Here is a 24,922-nt window from a genome sequence, read left to right on the forward strand (position 1 = left end):
TCGATGGTGTCTTGTTGCGCCGGGCCGGGCGCCCGTAGCGTCTAGGCGTCCCGGCCCCTTTTCCCGCAAGGCCCCGCATGTCCCCTTCCGTCCCGCCCGCGCCGCCCCTGCGCCTCGCGCTCGCCCAGTCCTCGGGCACCCCCGGCGACGTCCGTGCCAACCTCGACGCGCTCGACGCGCTCGCGGCCCGCGCCGCCTCCTCCGGCGCGCACCTCCTCGTCGCCCCCGAGCTGTTCCTGAGCGGGTACGCGCCGGAGCACCGCTCTCCGGACGCGGGTGTCGCGGGCAGCCGGTCCACGCCCGACGCGCCTCCGCTGGCCGCCCTCGCCCTGGAGGAGGCCGAGGCCGCGGCGGAACTCGGCGCCCTCGCCCGCCGCCACGGCCTCGCCGTCCTAGCCGGCTACCCCGAGCGCGCCGGCTCCGCCACGTACAACTCCGCGCTCCTCGTCGGCCCGGACGGCGCCCCGCTCGCCGCGTACCGCAAGACGCACCTCTACGGCCCGTACGAGCGGGCCGTCTTCACGGCGGGCGACCGCGCCGTCGTGCAGGCGGAGCTGCGCGGGGTCCGGCTCGGGGTGCTGATCTGCTACGACGTCGAGTTCCCCGAGAACGTGCGGGCGCACGCCGACGCCGGGACCGAGGTGCTGCTCGTGCCGACCGCGCTGCTCGCCCCGTACGACTTCGTCGCCCGCTCCCTCGTGCCCGTGCGCGCCTTCGAGAGCCAGCTCCACATCGCCTACGTGAACCGCACCGGGCCCGAGGGCGGCTTCGACTTCGTCGGGCTGAGCTGCCTCGCCGCGCCCGACGGGACCGCGCCCGCGCGCGCCGGGGCGGGCCCCGAACTGCTGCTCGCCGAGGCCGATCCGGCGCTCCTCGCCGCCTCGCGCGCGGCCAACCCGTACCTCGCCGACCGGCGCACCGATCTCTACCGCTGACCCCCTCGCATCACCCTGGGAGCCCCCGCATGACCTCCACCGTGCCCACCGCCGTGCCCGGCGGCGACGCGCGCCCGCCCATCACCATGTGCGGCCCGGACTTCCCCTTCCCCTACGACGAGCACCTCGCGCACCCCGCCGGGCTCGGCCAGGTCCCCGCCACCGAGCACGGCACCGAGGTCGCCGTCATCGGCGGCGGCCTCTCCGGCCTCGTCACCGCCTACGAGCTGATGAAGATGGGCCTGCGCCCCGTCGTCTACGAGGCCGACCAGCTCGGCGGCCGGCTGCGCACCGTCGGCTTCGACGGCTGCGACCCGGAGCTGACCGCCGAACTCGGCGCGATGCGCTTCCCGCCCTCCTCCACCGCGCTCCAGCACTACATCGACCTCGTCGGACTGGAGACCGAGGACTTCCCGAACCCCCTCGCGCCGGTCACGCCGTCCACCGTCGTCGACCTCAAGGGAGAGTCGCACTACGCGCGCACCATCGAGGACCTGCCGCAGGTCTACCGGGACGTCGCCGAGGCGTGGCGCCGCTGCCTGGAGGAGGGCGCCGACCACACGGCGATGAACGAGGCGCTGCGCAGCCGCGACGTCCCGCGCGTCCGCGAGCTGTGGGGGCGGCTCGTGCGCGAGCTGGACGACCAGACCTTCTACGGCTTCCTCTGCCAGTCCCCGGCCTTCGCCTCCTTCCGGCACCGCGAGATCTTCGGGCAGGTCGGCTTCGGCACGGGCGGCTGGGACACCGACTTCCCCAACTCGATCCTGGAGATACTCCGCGTCGTCTACACCGAGGCCGACGACCACCACCGGGGCATCAAGGGCGGCAGCCAGCAGCTCCCGCTGCGGCTGTGGGAGCGCGAGCCGGACAAGCTCGTCCACTGGCCGCGCGGCACCTCGCTCTCCTCGCTGCACGGCGGGACCCCGCGCCCCGCCGTCACCCGGCTGCACCGCACGGCGGGCAACAGGATCACCGTGACCGACGCGGACGGCCGCATCCGCACGTACAAGGCCGCCGTCTTCACCGCGCAGTCCTGGATGCTGCTCTCGCAGATCGCCTGCGACGACGACCTCTTCCCGATCGACCACTGGACGGCGATCGAGCGCACCCACTACATGGAGTCCAGCAAGCTGTTCGTGCCCGTCGACCGCCCCTTCTGGAAGGACAAGGACCCGGCGACCGGCCGCGACGTCATGTCGATGACGCTCACCGACCGCATGACGCGCGGCACCTACCTCCTCGACAACGGCCCGGACCGCCCGGCCGCGATCTGCCTCTCGTACACGTGGTGCGACGACAGCCTCAAGTGGCTGCCGCTGAGCGCCCACGCGCGCATGGAGGTCATGCTGAAGTCGCTCGGCGAGATCTACCCGAACGTCGACATCCGGGGGCACATCATCGGCGACCCGGTGACGGTCTCCTGGGAGGACGAGCCGTACTTCATGGGCGCCTTCAAGGCGAACCTGCCCGGCCACTACCGCTACCAGCGCCGCCTGTTCACGCACTTCGCGCAGGAGCACCTGCCCGCCGACCGCCGCGGCCTCTTCCTCGCGGGCGACGACATCTCCTGGACGGCGGGCTGGGCGGAGGGCGCGGTGCAGACGGCGCTCAACGCGGTGTGGGGCGTCATGCGCCACCTCGGCGGCACGACGGACCCGACGAACCCCGGGCCGGGCGACCGCTTCGAGGAACTGGCGCCGGTGGAGCTGCCGGAGGACTGACACCGCCCGGCGGACGGGCGCCTCGGCGGAGCCGCACGGGCACGAGGGGCGTCACCAGGAGGCGCCCCACGTGCCCGACGCCCGCGTCCAGCCGCCCCCGCATCTCCTCCGCCACCACCGGCAGGCCCCGCACCGCCCACAGCGCCCGCGCCGTCACCCACGCGGCTTCCCTGGCCCGCTCGATGCTCCACGCGCCCGCGAGGTGCGTGAGCGGCTCGGCGCGTTCGAGGAAGTCGGGGCCCGGCATGAGGTCCTCGCGCACACGCTCCTCCAGCGCCGTGAGCAGCTCCCCGACCTGATCGAACTCGTCGCGCAGGTCCTCGGGGGCGCAGGCGAGCGTACGGCAGGTGTCCACGACGGCGAGCGCGAGATCGTGCCCGATGTGCGCGTTGACGCCGCACAGCGCGAACTGCACGGGACGTACGCCGCGCCGGTCGCGGGCGTGCAGGAGCGGTCGCCAGCAGGCGGGGGCGCGCCCGCCCCGCTCGAAGGTCTCGACGGCGTCCAGGTACCGCTCGGCGAAGAGCACGTCGAGCGTCACGGCGGCCCGCCGGTCGGGGAATCCGCCCCGGTCCACGAGGTGCCCGACCTCCTCCGTGACGCGCGTGTAGACCCGGTGGAAGACCGCGACGCCGTCCCGCTCCGGCCACCCGGCCCCGAGCCCCCGTATCCGGGCGAGGACACCGTCCACTCCCGCGTCGACGCGGCGCGCGGCGCCGCCGAGCACTTCGGTCGGCTGCGAGGAGTGGCCCATGGGAGCAGGCTCGCAGCCCTAGCCTGTGGCGCGTGCCGCCGTGCCGGGCACGTCCCCGCATCGGGGGACACGGGGGACGGGGCGCGGCGGGGGAGGAGGACACGTGGGCGGGAAACGGGCGAGGCACCGGGCGGTACGGAGGGGGCTCTTCGCGGGGCGAGGGACGGTACGGGCGGGGCGGGCCCGCGCCCGGCGGCCCGGCGCCCGGCGTGCCCGGCAGGGGCGGGGCCCCGCGCGGGGCCCCGGCGCCGCTGCGCGGCGCGATGGTCGCCGCCGCCTCCTGCGTCGCCCTCGCGGGCGGCCTGACGGGCCTGCTCACGGCGGGTGGCGGGGAGCACGGCGGCGAACGCGTGGCCACCGCGCCCGCGCCCTCCCTCGCCGTGGCCCCCGAGCCCTCGTCCCCCGCGGCGACCCTGCCGTCCCGCGCCCCCTCGCCCCGTACGACGGCACCCGCCCCCTCGCGCGCCGCCCCCGCGTCCCGCACCCCCGCGGCGGGCCCCTCCGCGCTCCCGGGCGCGCCCACGTCGCCCGCGGGGCCGGACGGCGACGGCAAGAGCGCCGCGAGCGGGACAGGGGCGGGGGCGGGTGCGGGGAGGCTCTTCCGCTTCCCCGACTCGCAGGTGGCCGACTGGGTCGATGACCACCCGGCCGACCCGCGCGCCGACGCCATCGAGGACGGCATCGCGCGCCGCCCCGCCGCCGTCTGGTTCGCCGACCACAGCCCCGGGACGATCACCGCGCGCGTCACCGCCGTGACGCGCGCCGCCGCGCGCGCGGACGCCGTGCCCGTCCTCGTCGCGTACGACGTTCCCGGCCGGGACTGCGGCGGTGCCTCGCAGGGCGGGGCGCCCGACCTCGCGGCGTACGACGACTGGATCACGCGCTTCGCGCGCGGCCTCGGCGACGGTGAGAACATCGTGATCCTCGAACCGGACGCGATCGCCCAGTCCGACTGCCTCCCGGCCGCGGACCGCGCCGCCCGCTTCGCCTCGCTGGAGCGCGCCGCGCGGGTCCTCAAGGCCGCCGGGCCCCGTACCCGCGTCTACTTCGACGCCGGGCACTCCGGCTGGCTGGAGCCGGACCGCGCCGCGGCCCTCCTGCGGCAGGCGGGCGCGGCCCGTGCCGGGGACGGGATCTTCACCAACGTCTCCCACTTCCACCGCACCGCCGACGAGACCGCCTACGCCCGCGCCGTGCTCGACGCGCTCGGCGGACCGCCCGGCCTCGGCGCCGTCGTCGACACGAGCCGCAACGGCAACGGCGCCCCGCCCGGCGGCGCGTGGTGCGACCCGGCCGGACGCGCCCTCGGCACCCCGCCGACCCTGCGCACCGGGCAGGCGCGCATCGACGCCTACCTGTGGGTGAAGCTCCCCGGCGAGTCCGACGGCTGCACGGCGGCCCCCGGCACCTTCAGCCCGGAGGCGGCCTACGCGCTCGTCCGGGGATGAGGGCGCCCCCGGGACGGACGGCGGCCCCGTACGAGTTCCCGTACGGGGCCGCCCTCCGTCCGCTCGCGCTACTCGCCCTTGCGGGCCTCGGCGGACCGCCCGTCGCCCGCCTCCGACGTGTCGTACGACGACGTCCCCGAGTCGAGCAGCGGCTCCTGCGTCTTGAGGTGGGCCGGCGCGAGGGCCCGCAGCGCGTGGTAGCCGGTGATGACCACGAGCGTGCCGAGCGCGATGCCGCTCAGCTCGAAGTTGTCCGAGATCTTCAGCGAGACGCCGCCGACGCCGATGATGATGCCCGCCGCCGTCGGCACGAGGTTGAGCGGATTGCGCAGGTCGACCTTGGCGCTGAGCCAGATCTGCGCGCCGAGCAGCCCGATCATGCCGTAGAGGATCACGGTGATCCCGCCGAGCACCCCGCCGGGCACCGCCGCGACGACCGCGCCGAACTTGGGGCACAGGCCGAAGAGGAGCGCGAAACCGGCGGCCGCCCAGTACGCGGCCGTCGAGTAGACGCGCGTCGCCGCCATGACGCCGATGTTCTCGGAGTAGGTCGTGTTCGGCGGGCCGCCCACGGCGGTCGAGAGCATCGAGCCGAAGCCGTCCGCCGAGATCGCCGTGCCGAGCTTGCCGTCCAGGTTCTCGCCCGTCATCTCGCCGACCGCCTTGACGTGCCCCGCGTTCTCCGCGATGAGCGCGATCACGACGGGCAGCGCGACGAGGATCGCCGACCACTGGAAGTGCGGTCCGTGGAAGTCGGGCAGGCCGATCCAGTCCGCCTTGCCCACCGCGTCCAGGTTCAGCCGCCAGTGGTCGACGGTCTTGCCGCTGCCGTCCGCCGAGTGGATACGGCCGAAGATCCGGTCGAAGCCCCACGAGACGACGTACCCGAAGACGAGCCCCAGGAAGATCGCGATCCGCGACCAGAAGCCGCGCAGGCACACGACCGCGAGCCCCGTGAAGAGCATCGTGAGCAGCGCGACCCACTGGTCCTGCGGCCAGTAGGTGGACGCCGTGACAGGGGCCAGGTTGAAGCCGATGAGCATCACGACCGCGCCCGTCACCACCGGCGGCATCGCCGCGTGGATGATCCGCGCCCCGAAGTGCCGCACCGCGAGCCCCACGAGGAAGAGCAGCACGCCGACGGCGAAGACCGCGCCCGTCACGACCGCGCTGGAGCCGCCCTGGGCGCGGATCACCGCCGCCACGCCGACGAAGGAGAGCGAGCAGCCGAGGTAGCTCGGCACCTTGCCGCGCGTCGCGAGCAGGAAGATCGCCGTCGAGACGCCGGACATCATGATCGCGAGGTTCGGGTCGAGACCCATGAGTACCGGGGCGACGAAGGACGCGCCGAACATCGCGACGACGTGCTGCGCGCCGAGCCCGATCGTGCGCGGCCAGCTCAGCCGCTCGTCGGGCCGGACCACGGCACCCGGGGCCGGGGTCCGCCCGTCCCCGTGCAGTTTCCAGCGCACGCCGAAGTCCATCTGTTCTCGCTCCTCGTCGCCTCAGTCCCCGCCGGTGCACGAGCCGGACACGCGACGGACCGCACGGATGTTCCCGTACCGGATTCCGGCACATGTTAATGGCAGGTAAGGGTGCCTTCGCGCCATGCGCGGTACGCGGCGCGGGGCCCCGCGCGCCGTGGGGGAGGCGTCCGGGAGTGGGGGAGGAGTGGCCGCAAGGGGGCGCTTGTCGAGGTAAACCCGCTGGTGGGCGGCGTCTGACGCCCGCTTACGATGAAGCGTTCGATTCCCTGGCAGAACAGGCGCTCCCGCATGTCGCTCGCAGCCCCCGCCCCGGCCGAAACCGGCCCCCTCCCGTACGGGGTGCTCGTCCCCTCGTACGTGCACTTCGACGACCTCGACGCGCTCGGCCTGCTCCACAACGGCCGCTACCCGCTCCTCGTCGAACGGGCCTGGACGGCGTACTGGCGCGAGCACGGCCTCGCCTACCGCGGCGACTGGCACGAGGCCGCGGACGCCTGCAACGCCGTCCGCGAGTTCACCATCGGCTACGAGAACCCCGTCACCCTCACCGGCGAGTACGCCGTCCACCTCTGGCTCGACCGCCTCGGCACCACCGGGCTCACCTACGGCTTCCGCTACTGCTCGGCGGACGGCATCGTCACCCACGCCCGCGGCCACCGCGTCCTCGTCCGCCTCGACCCCGACACGCTGCGCCCCCGCCCGTGGAGCGAGGACTTCCGCGCGAAGGCGCGGGCGCTGCTGCGGGCGGCGTGAGCGGCCCGGGGGCGGGACGGGTACGGGGCGGACTCCGCGTGCGGTCCGCCCCGTACCCGTCCCGCCCCCGCCTCAGCCCTTGCGGCCCGCCGCCCTGAGGACGTTCGCGCCCGCCACGAGGCCGAAGGCGAGGACCGTCACCAGGACGAAGGAGCCGACCAGGCTCGTCGCGTCGGCGACCACGCCGATCGCCGAGGGGGCGATGAGTCCCGCCGTGTACGTGATCGTGGCGACACCCGCGATCGCCTGGCTCGGGTTCGGTCCGCTGCGCCCCGCGGCGGCGAAGCACAGCGGCACCACGACGGCGATGCCGAGGCCCATGAGCGCGAAGCCGCCCATCGCCGCCACCGGGTTCCCCGCGAGGACCACGAGCAGACCGCCCGCCGTGGCCATCACCCCGCCGACCCGCACCACACGCCTCGCGCCGAAGCGGTCCACGAGCCCGTCCCCCGCGAAGCGCGCGAGCGCCATCGTCGCGGTGAACGCCGTCGTGGACGCGGCGGCGATCCCGGCCGACGTGTCGAGTTCGCCGTGCAGGAAGACCGCCGACCAGTCCAGGCTGGCGCCCTCCGCGAAGACCGCGCAGAAACCCACCGCGCCGATGAGCAGCGCCGAACGCGGCGGCAGCGCGAAGCGCGGCGGCGCCGGCTCGTCCTCCTCGCTGCGCAGGTCGAGGACCCACCGGCACAGCACGAGCCCCGCCGCCGTCAGCACGAGCGCCGTCACGAGGTGGTGCAGCCGCGCGTCCGAACCCAGGTGCGCGGCGAGCGTCCCCGCCGCCGAGCCGAGCAGCGCCCCCGTGCTCCACATGCCGTGCAGTCCCGACATGATCGACTTGCCCCAGCGGTTCTCCGTCTCGACGCCGAGCGCGTTCATCGCGACGTCCGACATGCCCGAGCAGGCCCCGTACACGAAGAGCGCGAGGCACAGCACGGCGAGGTTCGGCGCGAGCGAGGGCAGGACGAGGGCGAGCGTCCACCCGGCGAGCAGGAGCCGCAGCGCGGTCCGCGAGCCGAGGCGGTGGCTGATCCGGCCCGCGAGCGGCATCGCGAGCGCCGCGCCGAGCGCGGGGAAGGCGAGCGCGAGACCGAGCTGCCCCGCCCCGAGGTCCGCGTGGTCCTTGATCCAGGGCACCCGGGTCGCGAAGGAGCCCGTCACGCTCCCGTGCACGCAGAAGACCGCGGCGATCGCCCAGCGCGCGCGCCGCACCGCCCCCCGGTCGAAACCGCCGGCCGGGACCGCGCCCGCGCCCCCGGCCGCCGCCATCGCGGCGCCCGTGGCCCGCTCTCCCGCCGTCTCGCTCATGTGGCCCCTCCCGCACCGCGCCGCACCGCTGGTGCGGAGGGCTGTCGAACACTTCCTGTGTGCCAGACGTGAAACTATCAGGAAGCCTTCCTGATAGTGAATGATTATGATGCAGGCCGACCCGCGAGGGAAGGGGGACCAGCCCGTGACCGCCTCGACACACGTATCGGACCTGCCCGGGGAGGCGAAGCGCCCCGCGCCCGCCTCGCCCAGCACCGCCCGCGCCCTCAACGACCGGCTCGCGCTGCGCCTCCTCCAGGAGCACGGCCCGCTCACCGCCGCGCGCCTCAAGGAACTCACCGGGCTCTCCCGCCCGAGCGTCGCCGACCTCGTCGAACGGCTCGGGGCCGCCGGGCTCATCGAGGTCGTCGGCGCCTCGGAACAGCGCAGACGCGGCCCCAACGCCCGGATCTACGGGATCGTCGCGGACCGCGCCCACCTCGCGGGGCTCGACGTGCGCACCCACAGCGTCTCCGTGCTCGTCACGGACCTGCTCGGCGCGACCCTCGCCGAGTCCTCCGCGCCCGTCGACCCCGCCGCGAGCACCGGGGCGGCCGTCGCCCGCGCGGTGGACCTCCTCGCGGACACGGCGGCCCGCGCGGGGGTCCCCGAACTGCGTGCCGTGGGCGTCGGCGCGCCCGGACTCGTCACGCCGGGCACGGGCGAGCTGCGCGACAGCTCGGGGCTGCCGCCCTGGCACCGCGCGCTCGTGCCCGTCCTGCGCGAGCGCTTCGCGGGCACCGTCCTGGTCGAGAACGAGACCAACCTCGCCGCCGTCGCCGAACTGCGCGCGGGCGCGGCCCGCGACCGCGACACCTTCGTGCTCCTCTGGCTCGGCCACGGCGTCGGCGCGGCGGTCGTGCTCGACGGCGCGCTCCGCCGGGGCGCCTCGGGCGGCACGGGCGAGATCGGCTTCCTCCCCGTCCCCGGCACGCGGGTGCTCCCCGGGCGGGACAGCTGCGAGGGCGGCTACCACTCCCTCGCCTCGTCGGCGGCGATCGAGGAACTCGCCGCCGCGCACGGGCTGGTGGCGGCCCCCGCCCCGCACGAACCGCCCGCCGCCGCCCTCGTCCGGCGCGCGGTCCGCGACACGGAGTCACCCGCGACGGCGGTACGGACCCGGGCGGACGCCTTCCTCGACGCCCTCGCCGACCAGGTCGTCCTCGGCGCGGCCTCCGTCGTCGCGATCCTCGATCCCGGCTGCGTCCTCCTCGGCGGCGAGACGGGCCGCGCGGGCGGCGCGGTCCTGGCCGCCCGCGTCGCGCGCCGCCTCGCCCGCCTCACCCCACTGGCGACGGAGGTGCGCCCGACGGCGCTGGGGGGCGGGGCGGTCCTGCGAGGCGCGCTGCTGATGGCGCTGGACCACGCCCAGCAGGAGCTGTTCGGGGGGTGAGGGGGCGGGGGAGGGGGCTCACGTCCCCGGCTCGGACGGCGGGCGGCGACGCCCGGCCCGGAAGCCGGGCGGCTGCCCCCGGCCCCCGTCAGCTCGCCTCCCCGGCCCCCAACTGCTCGGCCAGATAGCCCAGTTTCTCCGGGTTCAGGACCGCCCGGATCTGCGTGATCCCCTCCGCCCCGCCCGAGACCTCCATGACCCCGCCGAGCCGCCCGTCCGCGAAGAAGAGCAGCGCGGGCGCCCCGTTGATCTGCGCGGGCCGGAACTCCGCGTCCACGAGCCACTTCTCCAGCGCCATCCGGATCAGCCCCGCCACCGGCTCGCGGCCCACGACGATCTTCCGGGCCGCCGGGACCCTGCCGCCGCCGTCCGACCACCAGCTCACGTCCTCGGCGAGCAGCGACACCAGCTCGCTCACGTCGCCCGCGCGTGAGGCGGCGAGGAAGGTCTCCACGAGGGCCCGCTGCCGCTCGCTCTCCACCGCGTACCTGGCCCGCTCCTCCGCGAGCCGCGCCCGCGCGCGCCGCAGGTGCTGGCGGGCACCCGACTCGGAGAGGCCGAGTATCCCGGCGATCTCGCGGTGCCCGTAGCCGAAGGCGTGGTGCAGCACGTACACCGCGCGCTCCGGCGGGCTCAGCCGTTCGAGCAGGAGCAGCAGCGCCGAGGACACCTCCTCCCGCTGCTCCGCGCTCTCCATCGGCCCGAGCGCCCCGCCCGAGGTCAGCACCGGCTCCGGCAGCCACGGGCCCACGTACCGCTCGCGGCGCACGCGCGCCGAGTCGAGCACCGTCAGGCACAGACGCGTCACCGTCGTGGTGAGCCAGGCGCCGGGCGTGCGCACCGCCGCGCGGTCCGTGCCCGCCCAGCGCAGGTACGCGTCCTGCACCACGTCCTCGGCCTCCTGCGCCGAACCCAGCATCCGGTAGGCGAGCCCGAACAAGCGGGGCCGCTCCGTCTCGAACTCCCGTACAGAATCCGTGATCACAGCGCACAGCGTGCCACCGCGCGGTCCCCGCGTCCCGTAATCCCGAACTCGCTGTGAGTCATCCCACCCCGCGCTCCTCTTCCCGGCGTGGCACACTGGTGCGCGTACCAGCAACAGCGCACTCCGGGGTCGGTGTAATTCCGAACCGGCGGTTACAGTCCGCGACCCGCTCGCTTCCAGCGAGCGGTTGACCAGGTGGAATTCCTGGACCGACGGTGAAAGTCCGGATGGGAGGCAGTGCGCGGCGGGTCGCACGCAGCAGTGCGCCGCCGTAGGCCGGGCCGCCGCACGTCGGCGTCCCCCGGTCCGCGTCCGGCGTTCCCTCTGCCCGTGTGCGCCCGTACCAAGCCTGTCCTCGCGACAGCGCCCCGGAGTCCGTGCCCGAGAGGCAGGAGGACCCGGTGGCCACCGCAGCCGAAACCGCCGCCATGCGCGAGGCGATCGCCCTCGCCGCCCGCGGCCTCGGCCGCACCCGCCCCAACCCCGTCGTCGGCTGCGTCGTGCTCGACGCCTCCGGCGAGGTCGCGGGCCGCGGGTGGCACCAGCGCGCGGGCGGTCCCCACGCCGAGATCCACGCGCTGCGCGCGGCGGGGGAGCGGGCCCGGGGCGGCACCGCGCTCGTCACCCTCGAACCCTGCGACCACACCGGCCGCACGGGCCCCTGCTCGCGCGCCCTGATCGAGGCGGGTGTCCGCCGCGTCGTCCACGCCGTCGCCGACCCCACCGACCAGGCCACCGGCGGGGCCGACACCCTCCGCGCCGCGGGCGTCGACGTCGAGCACGGCCTCCTGGAGCGCGAGGCCGCCGACGTCAACGCCGCCTGGCTCACCGCGGCCCGCCTCGGCCGCCCGCACGTCACCTGGAAGTACGCCGCGAGCCTCGACGGCCGCACCGCCGCCGCCGACGGCACGAGCCGCTGGATCACCTCGCCCGAGGCCCGCGCTGACGTCCACCGCCTGCGCGCCACGTGCGACGCCGTCCTCGTCGGCTCCGGCACCGCCCGCACCGACGACCCCCACCTCGCCGTCCGCGGCATCCCCGGGGCGCCCCAGCCGCTGCGCGTCGTCCTCGACACCGAGGGCACGGCGGTACGGGGCGGAGCGCGCGTCCTCGACGACGCCGCGCCCACCCTCGTCGCCCTCGCCGACGACGCCCCGGCGCCCGCCCACGGCGCCGAGCTGCTGCGTCTGCCGCGCGCCGCGCGCGGCGGGCTCGACCTCACCGCGCTCCTCGCCGCCCTGTACGCCCGCGACGTGCGCGGCGTCCTCCTGGAGGGCGGCGCCCGCCTCGCCGGGGCCTTCGTCGCCGCCGGGTACACCGACCGCGTCGTCGGCTACCTCGCCCCCGTCCTGCTCGGCGCCGGGCCCGCCGCCCTCACCGACGCGGGAATCCCCACCCTCACCGCCGCGTTGCGGCTCGACGTGCGCGACAGCACGCGGCTCGGGCCCGACCTGCGGATCACCGCCGTTCCCACCACCGCACCCAAGGAGCGCTGAAGTGTTCACCGGAATCGTCGAAGAACTGGGTGAAGTCGTCGCCGTCGAGGAACTCGCCGACGCCTCCCGCTTCCGGCTGCGCGGCCCCGTCGTCACCGAGGGCGCCCGCCACGGCGACTCCATCGCCGTCAACGGCGTCTGTCTCACCGTCGTCGAGCACGAGGGCGCCGAGTTCACCGCCGACGTCATGGCCGAGACACTCAAGCGCTCCAGCCTCGGCGCCCTCGCCCCCGGCTCCCGCGTCAACCTCGAACGCCCCACCCCGGTGGGCGGTCGCCTCGGCGGGCACGTCGTGCAGGGCCACGTCGACGGCACCGGGACGATCCTGCGCCGCGAGCCCTCCGAGCACTGGGAACTCGTCACCGTCTCCCTGCCCGGCGACCTCGCCCGCTACGTCGTCGAGAAGGGCTCCATCACCGTCGACGGCATCAGCCTCACCGTCGTCGAGGCCACCGACGACACCTTCAGCGTGAGCCTCATCCCGACCACGCTCGCCCTCACCACGCTCGGCCACAAGCAGCCGGGCGCGCCCGTCAACCTGGAGGTCGACGTCCTCGCGAAGTACGTCGAGCGGATGCTCCGGTACGGGACGGCCCCCGAACAGCCCGCACAGGAGGGGTGATGTTCGACCAGCTCAACGCCGAGGCGTTCACCGTCTTCGGACAGCACGTCATCTGGTCCGACGCGGTCGGCAACACCATCGGCCTGCTCGCCCTCGCCCTCGGCTGGCGCCGCTCCGTGTGGACCTGGCCCGCCCAGTTCCTCTCCGGCGTCGTCCTCGTCGCCGCCTACCTCTCCGCGCACCTCAGCGGAGGCGTCGGCAAACAGCTCCTCGTCATCGTCGTCGCCCTGTGGGGCTGGCGGCAGTGGACGAAGGGCAGCAGGGCCGCGCAGGACGGCAGCCTCGCCGTGCGCTTCGCCACCTGGCGCGAACGCGGACTGCTCCTGGGCGGCACCGCGCTCGGCACCCTCGCGGTCGGCGGCCTCTTCGTCGCCGTGCCCGACCTCTCCTGGAACCCCTGGCCGGACGCCTACATCTTCGTCGGCACCCTCGCCGCGATGGTCGCCCAGGCGAAGGGACTCGTCGAGTTCTGGGCCGCCTGGCTGCTCGTCGACGTCGTCGGCGTCCCGCTCGCCTTCACCAGCGGGCTCGCCTTCTCCGGCCTCGTCTACGTGATCTACCTCGCGCTCGTCCTGTGGGGCCTGCGCGACTGGTGGCTGCGCTCCCGCGCGAACGCGGCCCCGGAAGTCGCCCCGGAAGGAGCCCCCGCATGAGCGGCAGCCACGAACCCACGCCCGGCAGCACCCCCTGGACCCCCCACGAGGGCCCCTGGCCGCACGAGGAGGAACTCTCCCTCGCCCTCGACCCCGTCGCCCGCGCCGTCGCCGACATCGCCGCGGGCCGCCCCGTCGTCGTCGTGGACGACGAGGACCGCGAGAACGAGGGCGACCTCGTGATCGCCGCGGAGAAGGCGACCCCCGAGATCGTCGCCTTCATGATGAGCGAGTGCCGCGGCCTCATCTGCGCGCCCCTCGAAGGCCCCGAGCTCGACCGCCTCGACCTGCCCCAGATGGTCCGCCGCAACACCGAGTCCATGGGCACCGCCTTCACCGTCTCGGTCGACGCGAGCCGCGAGCACGGCGTCACCACCGGCATCTCCGCGGCCGACCGCGCCACGACCCTGCGCCTCCTGGCCACCGCGAGCAGCGAGCCCGACGACTTCGTCCGCCCCGGGCACGTCTTCCCGCTCCGCGCCCGCCCCGGCGGCGTCCTCACGCGCAACGGCCACACCGAGGCCGCCGTCGACCTCGCCCGCCTCGCCGGATTGCGCCCCGCGGGCGCCATCGTCGAGATCGCGGGCGAGGACGGCGTCATGCTGCGCCTGCCCGAACTCGTCCCCTTCGCCCGCAAGCACGGGCTGAGCATCATCTCGATCGCCGACCTCATCGCCTACCGCCGCGACATCGAGGCCGCGCCCCTGGAGGCCGAGCCCGTCGTGCGCCGCGAGGCCGAGGTGCGCCTCCCCACGGCGTACGGGGACTTCACCGCGTACGGCTACCGCTCCACCGCCGACGGCGTCGAGCACGTGGCGCTCGTCCACGGGGACATCGGCGACGGCGAGAACGTCCTCGTCCGCGTCCACTCCGAGTGCCTCACCGGCGACGTCTTCGGCTCGCTGCGCTGCGACTGCGGTCCGCAGCTCGAAGCCTCCATGCGGCGCGTCACAGAGGAGGGCCGCGGCGTCGTCGTCTACCTGCGCGGCCACGAGGGACGCGGCATCGGGCTGCTCTCCAAGCTGCGCGCGTACGAACTCCAGGAGCGCGGGCGCGACACCCTCGACGCCAACCTCGAACTCGGCCTGCCCGCCGACGCCCGCGACTACGGCGCCGGGGCGCGCATCCTCGACGACCTCGGCGTGCGCTCGCTGCGGCTGCTCACCAACAACCCGGACAAGAGCGAGGCCCTCGCCCACTACGGCCTCTCCGTCCTCGCCCGCGAACCCATGCCCGTCCAGGCCGGCGAGTACAACCTCCGCTACCTGCGCACCAAGCGCGACCGCATGGGCCACGACCTGCCCTGGCTCGACCAGGCCCCGGCCACCTGCGCCCAGCAGTGACCGGACACCCGTACATCCCCATCGAACCCATCTACCGAGGAGCAGCGCGTGAGCGGTAAAGGCGCACCCGAGCTGAATGTCAAGAACTGCGGCGACCTCCGCGTCGCCGTCATCGCCTCGCAGTGGCACGAGCAGATCATGAAGGGCCTCACGGACGGGGCCCTGCGCGCGCTCGCCGAGCTCGGCATCAGCGAGCCGACGCTGCTCCGCGTCCCCGGGAGCTTCGAACTCCCCGTCGCCGCCAAGGCGATGGCCTCGCGCGGCTACGACGCCGTCGTGGCTCTCGGCGTCGTCCTGCGCGGCGGCACCCCGCACTTCGAGTACGTGTGCCAGGGCGTCACCCAGGGCCTCACCCAGGTCGCCGTCGACACCGGCGTCCCCGTCGGCTTCGGCGTCCTCACCGTCGACACCGAGGAGCAGGCGCTCGACCGCGCGGGCCTGCCCGGGTCCACCGAGGACAAGGGCCACGAGGCCGTCACCGCCGCCGTCGCCACCGCGACCGTGCTGCGCGGCGTCGTCGAGCCCTGGCGCTGAGCCCCCCCCGCGCCGTCACGAGACGTACGCGTCCGCATGATGAGAGACGGCGGCCCCGGCTTCGCTCCGGGGCCGCCGCGGCGCGTATGGTGAGGAAACCATGTCCCAGAAGACCTTCGAAGAGCTGTTCTCCGAGCTCCAGCACAAGGCCGCGCACGCCGACCCGGCCACCTCCCGCACCGCCGAACTGGTGGAGAAGGGGGTCCATGCCATCGGCAAGAAGGTCGTCGAGGAGGCCGCCGAGGTCTGGATGGCCGCCGAGCACGAGAGCAAGGACGCCGCGGCCGAGGAGATCTCCCAGCTCCTCTACCACGTGCAGGTCATGATGGTCGCGCGCGGCATCTCCCTCGACGAGGTCTACGCGCACCTCTGAGCCGCACTCCCGCTCCCCTTCTCCCGCACGGCCCCCGCGTTCCGGCGCGAAGCGGGCCCACCCGAAACGAATCCGCGCGAAGCGGGCTCACTCGACACGGTCCGCCCGAAGCGGGCCCGCCCCCCTTTGTCACCCACAGAAGGACGTCACCGTCATGCTGCGCATCGCCCTGCCCAACAAGGGTTCCCTCGCCGGACCTGCGTCGGCGATGCTCCATGAGGCCGGCTACCGCCAGCGCACCGAGCAGAAGGAACTCGTCCTGGTCGACCCGGCCAACGAGGTCGAGTTCTTCTACCTGCGCCCCCGCGACATCGCCCTCTACGTGAGTGCGGGCCGTCTCGACATCGGCATCACCGGGCGCGACCTCCTCCTCGACTCGGGCGCCGACGCCGAGGAGATCCTGCCGCTCGGCTTCGCCCGCTCCACCTTCCGCTTCGCGACCCGCCCCGGCACCGCGAAGGGCCCCGAGGACTTCCCCGGGCTCACCATCGCGACCTCGTACGAGGGCATCGTCGCCAAGCACCTCGAAGAGGCCGGGATCGACGCCTCCGTCGTCCACCTCGACGGCGCCGTCGAGACCGCCATCGAGCTCGGTGTCGCCCAGGTCATCGCCGACGTCGTCGAGACGGGCACGTCGCTGCGCAACGCGGGCCTCGAAGTCATCGGCGAACCGATCCTCACCTCCGAGGCCGTCGTCATCCGCCGCACCGGCGCGGAGACCGACGACGCGCGCGTGCAGCGCTTCCTGCGCCGCCTCCAGGGCGTCCTCGTCGCCCGCGGCTACGTGATGATGGACTACGACTGCCGCGTCGAGCACCTGGAGCGGGCGGTGGCGCTCACGCCGGGGCTGGAGTCGCCGACCGTCTCGCCGCTGCACCACGAAGGGTGGGTGGCGGTGCGGGCGATGGTGCCGACGAAGGGGGCGCAGCAGGTCATGGACGACCTGTACGGGCTCGGCGCGCGCGCCATCCTGACGACGGCGATTCACGCCTGCCGGCTCTGACCGGATCGCGCGGCTCCGCCCGGCACCCCGCTTCTCAAAAGCCGGAGGGGCCGGATTTGCGGTGCCGTATGCTCGCAGCGCCAGTTCTCCCCTGAAAGACGAGTACCCCGCATGAGCGCCCCCGCCGCCACCGTTCCGCTTCCGGCGACCTTCCGGCCTTCCCTCACCCGCGGAATCCTCATCGGGTGCGGGATCGGGATCTTCGTCGTCATCACGGCGATCGCCTTCCTGCTCGGGATCGGCGGCGGGGAGGCGGCGAGCTTCGTGCTCACCGCCGTGCTGCTCGCCGGGGTGTGCTTCCTCCTCGCGCGCCCCAAGGTCGTCGCCACCGCCGACGGCGTGACCGTCGTGAACCTCACCACGCGCCGTACCCTCGGCTGGGCGCAGATCGTCCGGGTGACGCTGCGCGGCGGAGACCCCTGGGCCTTCCTCGACCTCAGCGACGGCACCAGCCTGCCCGTGCTCGGCATCCAGCCCGGTCTCGCCCGCGAGAAGGCCGTCAGCGACGCCAGGGCCCTCAGCGCGCTCGTCGACGCGCACGCCCCCGTACACGACTGAGCGCCCCGACCGCACGCCCTGCCGCGGCCCGGAGCGATCCGGGCCCACGGGCCTGCCCGTCACGGCCGCATCGTGATTAATCTGGTAGGGCGGCACACGCCGAGTGCCGCCGCCGCCCGCGCCCCTTCCGGCGCGGGTGACCCATCGAATAGAGGAGTGAACCTCTCCGGCAATGGACGGATCGTCCGGTAGTACTTGCGCCGCCCCCTTCCCTCACGGCACGGAGGCGGCGGCATGACCACATCACTGCTGCTCCTCGGGGCGGCTTTCCTGCTCATTCTCGCCAACGGCTTCTTCGTCGCCGCCGAGTTCGGGCTCGTCACCGTGGAACGCGCCGAGGCCGAGCGCGCCGCCGAGGCAGGGGACCGCCGGGCCGGCGCCGTCGCCCGCTCCCTGAAGGAACTCTCCTTCCAGCTCTCCGGCACCCAGCTCGGCATCACCGTCACCTCGCTCGTCGTCGGCATGCTCGCCGAACCGGCGCTCGCCGACCTCCTCGAAGAGCCGCTCACCGCGCTCGGTCTGCCCGAGGCCGCCGCGCCGGGCGTCTGCGTCGTGCTCGGCATGCTCCTCGCCTCGGCCGTGCAGATGGTCATCGGCGAGCTGGTCCCGAAGAACTGGGCCGTCGCCAAGCCGCTCCAGGTCGCGCGCTTCGTCGCCGGGCCGCAGTACGCCTTCGCGCGCCTGCTCCGCCCCGTGATCGCGCTCCTCAACACCGCCGCGAACGGCCTCGTACGGCGCTTCGGCGTCGAGCCCGCCGACGAGATGGCCTCCGCCCGCACTCCGGGCGAACTCGTCTCCCTCGCCCGGCACTCGGCGCTCGCGGGCGCCCTGGAGAAGGACACCGCCGACCTCTTCGTGCGCACCCTCTCGCTGGAGGACCTCACCGCCCAGCAGGTCATGACCCCGCGCGTGCGGCTCAGCACCCTCCAGTCCTCCGCCACCGCCGAGGACGTCGTCAACCTCACCCGGGCCACGGGCCTCTCGCGCTTCCCGGTCTACCGCGAGCGCATCGACGAGATCACCGGCACCGTCCACCTCAAGGACGCGCTCGCCGTGCCCTCGCACGAGCGGCTGCGCACCCCCGTCAGCCGCATCGCCCGCACCCCGCTGCGCGTCCCCGAGACGATGCCCGTGCGCACCCTGCTCGCGCTCCTGCGCACCGAGCAGCCGATGGCCGTCGTCATCGACGAGTACGGCGGTACCGCCGGGGTCGTCACCCTGGAGGACATCATCGAGGAGGTCGTCGGCGAGGTGCGCGACGAGCACGACGGGCAGGACCTGCCCGAGCTGGCCGCCCTCCCCGCCGAGGACGGCCGCCCCGCCTGGGAGGCCGACGGCGGCATCCGCGTCGACCAGCTCCGCGCCATCGGCCTCGACGTCCCCGAGGGCCCCTACGAGACCGTCGCGGGCCTCGTCGCCGACCTGCTCGGCCGCATCCCGGCCCCCGGCGACCGCGCCGAGCTGCCGGGCTGGCGGCTCGACGTGCGCCAGGTCGGCCACTACCGCGCCGAGCGCGTCCGCCTCGTGCGCACCGCGCCCGTCCTGGAGGCGGCCCGATGAGCGTGCTGCAACTCCTCCTCGCCGCCGTCCTGATCCTCGCCAACGGCTTCTTCGTCGGCGCCGAGTTCGCCCTCGTCTCCGTACGGCGCAGCCAGATCGAGCCGCTCGCGGCGGACTCCGCGCGCGCCCGCCGGGTCCTGCACGGCCTCGAACACCTGCCGAAGATGATGGCGGCGGCCCAGTTCGGGATCACCCTGTGCTCCCTGACCCTCGGCGCCGTCGCCGAGCCGACCGTCGCGCACCTCCTGGAGCCGCTCTTCACCGCCGCGCACCTGCCCGAGGGGCTCGTGCACCCGCTCGGCTACGTTATCGCGCTGCTCCTCGTCGTCTTCCTCCACCTCGTCATCGGCGAGATGGTCCCGAAGAACCTCGCGATGGCGGCGCCCGAGAAGGCCGCGCTGTGGTTCGGACCGGGGCTCATCGCCTTCGCCCGCGTCTGCGGCCCCGTCACCCTCTTCCTCGCCGCGTGCGCCAGGCTCGTCCTGCGCGCCTTCCGCGTCGAGCCGAAGGACGAGGTCGAGGCCGTCTTCACGAGCGACCAGCTCAGCCACCTCGTCGAGGACGCCGGCCAGGCGGGACTGCTCGACGCGGAGGCCCAGGAACGCCTGGAGGACGCGCTCGAACTCGGCACCCGCCCCGTCACCGACGTCCTCCTCGACCGTTCCCAGCTCGTCACGGTCGACCCCGCCGTCACCCCGCGCCGCATCGAGGAGCTGACCGTCGCCACCGGCTACAGCCGCTTCCCGGTCCTCGGCACGGGCGGCGTCTTCATGGGATACCTGCACGTCAAGGACGTGCTCGACCTCGACGAGCCCGACCGCGCGGTGCCGCAGCGCCTGTGGCACCGCATGATCACGCTGCGCGCCGAGCTGCCGCTCGACGACGCCCTCACCGTGATGCGCCGCGCGGCGACGCACCTCGCGCAGGTCGCCGACGCGAGCGGCCGTGTCCTCGGCCTCGTCACGCTGGAGGACGCGCTCGAACTCCTCGTCGGCGAGGTCACCGACCCGGCCCACCGCCTCCCGGAACCCGGGCGGGCGACCGCCCCCACGCGCGCCCGCGTGCAGGTCGAGCCCGTCACGGTCCAGCGGCAGCCCGGCCCCGGCGAGGAGGCCCTGACCGGCTAGGCCCCGCACGGTGTGCCGCCGTTCCCGGACCGGGGCGGCGGCACACGTGTGCCCGTGCCTCAGAAGTCGTCCTCGGCGGTCGGCTCGTGCGGCCCCGGGCTGCGCCCCGACAGGACCTCCCCGTACGCCTGCATCAGGTCCGGCAGGCGCAGCGTCGCGAGGTCGTCGCGGCTCGGCGGGTCCGGGTAGCCCATCAGGCGCAGGTCCCGGTAGGCGCAGGACTTCTCGTACAGCGTGCGCAGGAAGCGGCCGTTGCCCAGCTCGTCGATCCAGCCCTCCTCGACGACGTGCCCCGCGATCGAGGCGAGTTCCTCGCGCGCCTCCTCGTCCCAGTGGTCCCCGTTCGCGCTCGCCAGCACCTCGCCGATGCGGGTCAGCTCCGCCGGGCGGTACGAGGGGAAGTCGACGCGGCTCGTGAAGCGCGAACCGAGCCCCGGGTTGGCGGCGAGGAGCCGGTCCATGCCCTCCGGGTAGCCCGCGAGGATCACCACGAGGTGGCCCCGGTTGTCCTCCGCGCGCTTGAGGAGCACCTGCAGCGCCTCGTCCCCGTACGCGTCCCCGCGCCCGTAGCCGGAGTTGGAGAGGCTGTACGCCTCGTCGACGAAGAGGACCCCGCCGAGGGCCGAGTCGATCAGCTCGTTCGCCTTGACCGCCGTCTGCCCCAGGTACTCGCCCACGAGGTCGGAGCGCTGCGCCTCCACGAGGTGGTCCCCGCCGAGCAGCCCCAGCGCGTAGAAGACCCGTCCGAGGATGCGCGCGACCGTTGTCTTCCCGGTGCCCGAGGGGCCCGAGAAGATGAAGTGCCGCTTCGGCGGCTGCACCGGCAGGCCCTGCTCCGCGCGCAGCCGCGCCATGTTCAACTGCGCCGACAGCGCCCGTACCTGACGCTTCACCGGTTCCAGGCCGACCATCTGCTCCAGCTCGGCGAGCGCCGCCTCCAGGAGCGCGGGATCGGCCGGTCCCGCGGGCATCCGCTGCGGGCCGGGCTGCGCGGGCAGCACCGCCTTCTCGCGCACGTCGTCGGCGGGGCCGCCGACCGGCGGCTCCCCGCCCAGGTGCGGCGGCTCGGCCGCGGCCGGGTCCGGGCCGAAGAGCGGCTCGCCGCCGTCCCGCGCCGCCGCCGTGTCCTGGCCCGCGCCGCCCAGGCTCACCGCCGCGTAGTCGAGCGGCGAGGCGAGGTCCTGGTAGCCGTCGCCCTCGGAGATCGCGGCGAGCCGCGCCGCCGTGTCCATGAAGCCCGCGTCGACCCGGTGCACCGCGCGGTACAGCGGCAGCGCCGCCGCGCTGCGCCCGCTGCCCTCGCGGGCCCGCGCCAGCCAGTACCGCAGCTCCTTGCGCTGCGGCTGCTCGCTGCGGCAGCGCATGAGCGCCGCCGAGAGCAGCGGCTCCGCCTGCCCGTACATCTCCAGGCGGACCCGTGCCATCCCGCCGAAGAGCCCTGCCTCGATGCCGAGGAGCGGGTCGTCGAGCAGGGGATCGGTGTGCCGGGCCAGTTGCTCCCAGTCCTTCACGAGATAGGCGCGGCAGGCGTGCAGGAAGCGCACCTGCCGGTCGCTCTCGGGCGGCGGCAGCGCGCCGAGTGCCCGGTCGAGGTCGGGGACATGGCGCCCGTCGAGCCAGTGCGAGGCGTGCGCGAGCAGCAGGTCGCGCGTCGTCTCCAGCACCGGCTGCACCCACCAGCCCAGCCAGTACCAGGAGTTGAGCGGGCGCCGGTGCCTGGCGCGCTGCTCGCCGAATCGGTCGCGGTGCTGGAACATGCGCAGCAGCGCGGCCGGGGTGTCGATGCGCAGGGCGTGCAGGCCGAGCCAGCCGTCCGCCATGCCCGGATCGAGGCGCACCGCGGTGCGGAACTCCTCCTCCGCCTGTGGATACGCGCCCATCGTGTAGGCGTCGACGCCGCGCAACCAGGCGAGATCGGCCGGGCCCGGTGCGCCGTGCGTGCCGAAGTCCATCACGTCCCCCACAAACCGTGCCCCCGTGGCCTTGCCGCCGGACCCGCCGTCGGCCGCGCGGCCGAACCGCCGCGCCGCGAGCGGCTCTTGCTCCCCCGTGCGGATGCCGCCCGCCAGGGGACGGGCCGCACTGCGGCATCGTACCTGCGGGGACGTGTCCGGCCGAAGGGTGTCGCGGGCGCCGCGGAGGCAGCGCCGGGCGCACGGGGCGCACGGGGAGGCGTCCACGGACGGTCACTCGCCGTGAGTGGACGAATGCGTCAAGTGGGCCTAAAGCGGGGGGTGCGGGACAGAACGAAGCCCCCGGTCACGGGGGAACAACCGGGGGCTTCGTGTCTGCGGTGCGGCCCGCCGGGCCGCACACCGTGAACGTAAGACCAGGGCGGGCCCCGGGTCAAGACGCTCCGGGGAAGTCACGGGGGCTGCTTTCGGCTTCTTTCCGCTTCGTCGGCGGAGGTTGACGCTCCGTCACCGAAGAGGGGGTCGCGCGCTCCGTCCCGGTTCACTTCCGCAGCACGTACCCCTCGCCGCACTCCTGTACCAGCGCGTCCGCGAAGGGGCGGGACGGGTCGGCGCGGAAGTGCGCGGCCTCCGCCCGCTCCCAGCCGTCCCAGAAGTCCGCGAGGTCAGGACCGTCCCTTTCGCGCCCGCGTTCCCAGGCCGCCTCCCTGGCCAGATCCATCCACCACAGCAGCGAAAGCCACGGCCGCAGTGCCCGTCGCCCCGCCCCGACGCCCTCGACGAGCACGACGGGCGCCGGGGCGGCGGTACGGGTGCGCCCCGGGCGGCGCGCGTGCCAGTCGTACGGCCGGAAGACGGCGGACTCCCCGTGCGCGAAGGGTTCGAGCACCTGTGCGGCGAAGCGGCCCGTCCAGCCGAAGGGGTGCTCGTGCGAGGCGAAGTCGTCCAGGCGCAGCACGGGCACTCCGCCGAGCGCCTCCGCGACCCGGAGCGCGAGCGTCGACTTGCCCGAGCCCGCGTGCCCGTCGATCCCGACGAGCCGTACGGGGCCGCAGGACGGAGCGAGGCCGCGCAGCCGCTCCGCGAGCACGGCCGCGCTGACGGCGCCGTCGGCGGCCGGGGACGGGGGGTCGGACGGCTTCGCCGTCTCGTCCTGGGCGTTCACGGCGGCAAGCCTACGGGGAGCGCGCGCCGGGGGCGCACGCACTCCACCACCCGCCCCGCGCCTCTCGCGCCCCACCGCGCGGGGAGCCCCGCGCGGGCCCGTCCGTTCCGCCGCTCGGAGCAGCCCCGTACCCCTCAGAGGTCCAGGCCAATATTGGTGCCCGCACCGGAGCCGGAAAAGCTGGTCCCGAGGGTCCCCGGGGGTGATAGTGGCCCCTGACGTGCACCTGTCCGTCCGGGCCTTCCCCAGCTCCGCGCCCGTACGGCGGGCCGCACCGACCACCGAGATGGACCCACACAGATGGGGGACCCCCGCCCATGACCGGCTCCACATCCCGTCGCACCGTCCTCACCGCGGCCGTCGCCGTCGCCGCGGGCGCCGCCGCCTCCGGCCCCGCCCTCGCGGCGCCCCGCACCGGCCGCGGGCACCACGCCGCCCCGGCGAGAACAGCCGAGTACCACGGCTTCACGAGCGCCGCCGACTGGCGCGCGGGCCGCGCCGAGGGCGTCCGCGTCCTCGCCGGGCGCCGCCCCGGCCTGACCCTCGCGCACGCCATCGGCGAGCGCGACTACGCCGACCCGCACCTCGGGACCACGACGCGCTACGAGTACGCGCGCTGGACCTCGCCGCGCCACCGCCTCACGGTCCCCGCGACCGAGGTCATCGCCTCCTGGAACGCCCGCACCCCCACCGGCACCTGGATCGAGGTGGAGCTGTCGGGCACGTACTCGGACGGCGCCGAGACCCCGTGGTACGTCATGGGCCGCTGGACGGCCGGGGACGACCCCGAGCGGGACATCCGCCGCACCTCCGTCGACGACCAGGGCGACGGGCGCAGCAGCGTGTGGACCGACACCTTCGCCATCGACGACGCGGCCTCCGGGCTCCGCCTCGCCTCGTACCGCCTGCGCCTGAGCCTCTACCGCCGTCCCGGCACCGGCCCCGCGCCCACCGTCTGGCGCCTCGGCGCGATGGGCTCCGACGTGCCCGACCGCTACACCGTGCCCGCCTCCACGCCGGGGCTCACGGCCGAACTCCCCGTCCCGCGCTACTCCCAGGAGATCCACGCCGGGCAGTACCCGCAGTACGACAACGGCGGCGAGGCGTGGTGCAGCCCCACCTCCTCGCAGATGATCATCGAGTACTGGGGCCGCAGGCCGAGCGCCGAACAGCTCGCGTGGGTCGACCCCTCCTACGCCGACCCGCAGGTGTGCAACGCGGCCAGGCAGACCTTCGACTACCAGTACGACGGCTGCGGCAACTGGCCCTTCAACGCCGCCTACGCCGCGACGTACCCCGACCTCCAGGGCGTCGTGACCCGCCTCGGCTCGCTCACCGACATCGAGACGCTCGTCGCCGCCGGCATCCCGGTCATCACCTCGCAGTCCTTCCTCAAGACCGAGCTGACCGGCGCCGGGTACGGCACGTCGGGCCACCTCATGACGGTCATCGGCTTCACCGCCGACGGGGACGTCATCGCCAACGACCCCGCCTCCGCGGACGACGCCGCCGTGCGGCGCGTCTACCAGCGCGCCGAGTGGGAAACGATCTGGCTGCGCACCAAGCGCAAGACCGCCACGGGCGCCGACGCGAGCGGCACGGGCGGGGTCTGCTACCTGTACTTCCCCGCCGAGCCGAGTCCGCGCCAGCGCAAGGCCCTCGCGGCGGTCGGGGTGCGCTGACCGCGGGCGTGGCGGGCGCGCCCCGGCACGCTCCCGGCGGTACGAGGCGCGCCCGGCCCCCGGGCGCGCCTCGCCCGCGTACGGGGCCGAACCGCCCTCGCCCGCGCGGCGG

General features: G+C 74.7%; 20 protein-coding genes, 2 pseudogenes and 1 riboswitch. Of the genes and pseudogenes, 16 read left to right on the plus strand and 6 right to left on the minus strand.

What is annotated here, in order from left to right; translation table 11 throughout:
• Positions 1-77: 77 nt before the first annotated feature.
• Both STTU_RS28675 and STTU_RS28680 read left to right on the plus strand, forming a co-directional pair.
• Positions 78-935, plus strand: coding sequence for a carbon-nitrogen hydrolase family protein (locus tag STTU_RS28675; RefSeq protein ID WP_007829378.1), 858 nt, complete (start codon positions 78-80; stop codon positions 933-935).
• 29 nt (positions 936-964) lie between these two features.
• A complete protein-coding gene (locus STTU_RS28680) occupies positions 965-2,656 on the plus strand; it encodes a flavin monoamine oxidase family protein (RefSeq protein WP_007829379.1) in 1,692 nt (563 codons plus the stop codon).
• 43 nt (positions 2,657-2,699) lie between these two features.
• On the opposite strand, the pseudogene STTU_RS28685 reads toward STTU_RS28680, so the two are convergent.
• Positions 2,700-3,410: pseudogene (locus tag STTU_RS28685) on the minus strand (DUF5995 family protein); the annotation flags it as partial.
• A 263-nt stretch (positions 3,411-3,673) separates the two neighbouring features.
• On the opposite strand from STTU_RS28685, the gene STTU_RS28690 reads away from it, so the two are divergent.
• Positions 3,674-4,858 (plus strand): glycoside hydrolase family 6 protein, encoded by a 1,185-nt coding sequence (locus tag STTU_RS28690; protein ID WP_043257823.1) that lies wholly within the window; start codon positions 3,674-3,676, stop codon positions 4,856-4,858.
• A gap of 68 nt (positions 4,859-4,926) precedes the next feature.
• Here STTU_RS28690 and STTU_RS28695 read toward each other — a convergent pair whose 3' ends face one another.
• On the minus strand, positions 4,927-6,342 hold the full coding sequence (locus tag STTU_RS28695) for a uracil-xanthine permease family protein (RefSeq protein WP_009063357.1): 1,416 nt from the start codon (positions 6,340-6,342) through the stop codon (positions 4,927-4,929).
• Positions 6,343-6,633: 291 nt separating this feature from the next.
• On the opposite strand from STTU_RS28695, the gene STTU_RS28700 reads away from it, so the two are divergent.
• Complete coding sequence (locus STTU_RS28700) at positions 6,634-7,098, plus strand: acyl-CoA thioesterase (RefSeq protein WP_007829394.1); 465 nt, start codon at positions 6,634-6,636, stop codon at positions 7,096-7,098.
• Positions 7,099-7,170: 72 nt separating this feature from the next.
• Here the strand turns inward: STTU_RS28700 and STTU_RS28705 are convergent, their stop codons facing one another.
• Positions 7,171-8,364: an MFS transporter gene (locus STTU_RS28705; RefSeq protein ID WP_052862556.1), complete on the minus strand. Its 1,194-nt coding sequence runs from the start codon at positions 8,362-8,364 to the stop codon at positions 7,171-7,173.
• Positions 8,365-8,509: 145 nt separating this feature from the next.
• On the opposite strand from STTU_RS28705, the gene STTU_RS28710 reads away from it, so the two are divergent.
• Positions 8,510-9,796, plus strand: coding sequence for an ROK family transcriptional regulator (locus tag STTU_RS28710; protein ID WP_007829398.1), 1,287 nt, complete (start codon positions 8,510-8,512; stop codon positions 9,794-9,796).
• Between the two features lie 88 nt (positions 9,797-9,884).
• On the opposite strand, the gene STTU_RS28715 is transcribed toward STTU_RS28710, so the two are convergent.
• Positions 9,885-10,781 carry an RNA polymerase sigma-70 factor gene (locus STTU_RS28715; protein ID WP_311676900.1) on the minus strand — a complete coding sequence of 299 codons (897 nt, stop codon included), beginning with the start codon at positions 10,779-10,781 and terminating at the stop codon, positions 9,885-9,887.
• A gap of 114 nt (positions 10,782-10,895) precedes the next feature.
• A riboswitch (FMN riboswitch) is annotated at positions 10,896-11,026 on the plus strand.
• A gap of 156 nt (positions 11,027-11,182) precedes the next feature.
• Here STTU_RS28715 and ribD point away from each other — a divergent pair.
• The 10 genes and pseudogenes from ribD (at position 11,183) to STTU_RS28765 (ending at position 20,050) form a co-directional block, all read left to right on the plus strand.
• Positions 11,183-12,277, plus strand: coding sequence for a bifunctional diaminohydroxyphosphoribosylaminopyrimidine deaminase/5-amino-6-(5-phosphoribosylamino)uracil reductase RibD (gene ribD, locus STTU_RS28720; RefSeq protein WP_043256609.1), 1,095 nt, complete (start codon positions 11,183-11,185; stop codon positions 12,275-12,277).
• Between the two features lies 1 nt (position 12,278).
• Positions 12,279-12,899, plus strand: a complete 621-nt coding sequence (locus tag STTU_RS28725; RefSeq protein ID WP_007829404.1) for a riboflavin synthase — start codon at positions 12,279-12,281, stop codon at positions 12,897-12,899.
• Positions 12,899-13,552, plus strand: a complete 654-nt coding sequence (locus tag STTU_RS28730) for a nicotinamide mononucleotide transporter family protein (protein WP_007829406.1) — start codon at positions 12,899-12,901, stop codon at positions 13,550-13,552. The genes STTU_RS28725 and STTU_RS28730 overlap by 1 nt, the downstream gene beginning before the upstream one ends.
• Positions 13,549-14,954: pseudogene (locus STTU_RS28735) on the plus strand (bifunctional 3,4-dihydroxy-2-butanone-4-phosphate synthase/GTP cyclohydrolase II). Before STTU_RS28730 ends, STTU_RS28735 begins: the two are co-directional and overlap by 4 nt.
• Positions 14,944-15,429: a 6,7-dimethyl-8-ribityllumazine synthase gene (gene ribH, locus STTU_RS28740; RefSeq protein WP_009063338.1), complete on the plus strand. Its 486-nt coding sequence runs from the start codon at positions 14,944-14,946 to the stop codon at positions 15,427-15,429. The pseudogene STTU_RS28735 and the gene ribH overlap by 11 nt, the downstream one beginning before the upstream one ends.
• A 100-nt stretch (positions 15,430-15,529) precedes the next feature.
• Complete coding sequence (locus STTU_RS28745) at positions 15,530-15,802, plus strand: phosphoribosyl-ATP diphosphatase (protein WP_008749003.1); 273 nt, start codon at positions 15,530-15,532, stop codon at positions 15,800-15,802.
• 154 nt (positions 15,803-15,956) lie between these two features.
• Complete coding sequence (gene hisG, locus STTU_RS28750) at positions 15,957-16,805, plus strand: ATP phosphoribosyltransferase (RefSeq protein WP_043256613.1); 849 nt, start codon at positions 15,957-15,959, stop codon at positions 16,803-16,805.
• Between the two features lie 111 nt (positions 16,806-16,916).
• A complete protein-coding gene (locus tag STTU_RS28755; protein ID WP_007829415.1) occupies positions 16,917-17,363 on the plus strand; it encodes a PH domain-containing protein in 447 nt (148 codons plus the stop codon).
• A 234-nt stretch (positions 17,364-17,597) separates the two neighbouring features.
• Positions 17,598-18,923 (plus strand): hemolysin family protein, encoded by a 1,326-nt coding sequence (locus STTU_RS28760; RefSeq protein ID WP_043256614.1) that lies wholly within the window; start codon positions 17,598-17,600, stop codon positions 18,921-18,923.
• Positions 18,920-20,050 carry a hemolysin family protein gene (locus STTU_RS28765; RefSeq protein ID WP_043256616.1) on the plus strand — a complete coding sequence of 377 codons (1,131 nt, stop codon included), beginning with the start codon at positions 18,920-18,922 and terminating at the stop codon, positions 20,048-20,050. Before STTU_RS28760 ends, STTU_RS28765 begins: the two co-directional genes overlap by 4 nt.
• Before the next feature lie 59 nt (positions 20,051-20,109).
• Here the strand turns inward: STTU_RS28765 and STTU_RS28770 are convergent, their stop codons facing one another.
• Positions 20,110-22,002 carry an AAA family ATPase gene (locus STTU_RS28770; protein WP_043256618.1) on the minus strand — a complete coding sequence of 631 codons (1,893 nt, stop codon included), beginning with the start codon at positions 22,000-22,002 and terminating at the stop codon, positions 20,110-20,112.
• A 502-nt stretch (positions 22,003-22,504) separates the two neighbouring features.
• The gene (locus tag STTU_RS28775; protein WP_043257827.1) at positions 22,505-23,053 is read right to left on the minus strand and encodes a uridine kinase family protein; all 549 of its coding nucleotides are present in this window, start codon (positions 23,051-23,053) and stop codon (positions 22,505-22,507) included.
• Between the two features lie 392 nt (positions 23,054-23,445).
• Between STTU_RS28775 and STTU_RS28780 the strand changes: the two genes are divergently transcribed.
• Positions 23,446-24,810, plus strand: coding sequence for a peptidase C39 family protein (locus STTU_RS28780; protein WP_007829422.1), 1,365 nt, complete (start codon positions 23,446-23,448; stop codon positions 24,808-24,810).
• Positions 24,811-24,922 lie beyond the last annotated feature (112 nt).

The sequence above is a fragment of the Streptomyces sp. Tu6071 genome, assembly GCF_000213055.1.
Classification (GTDB): domain Bacteria; phylum Actinomycetota; class Actinomycetes; order Streptomycetales; family Streptomycetaceae; genus Streptomyces; species Streptomyces evansiae.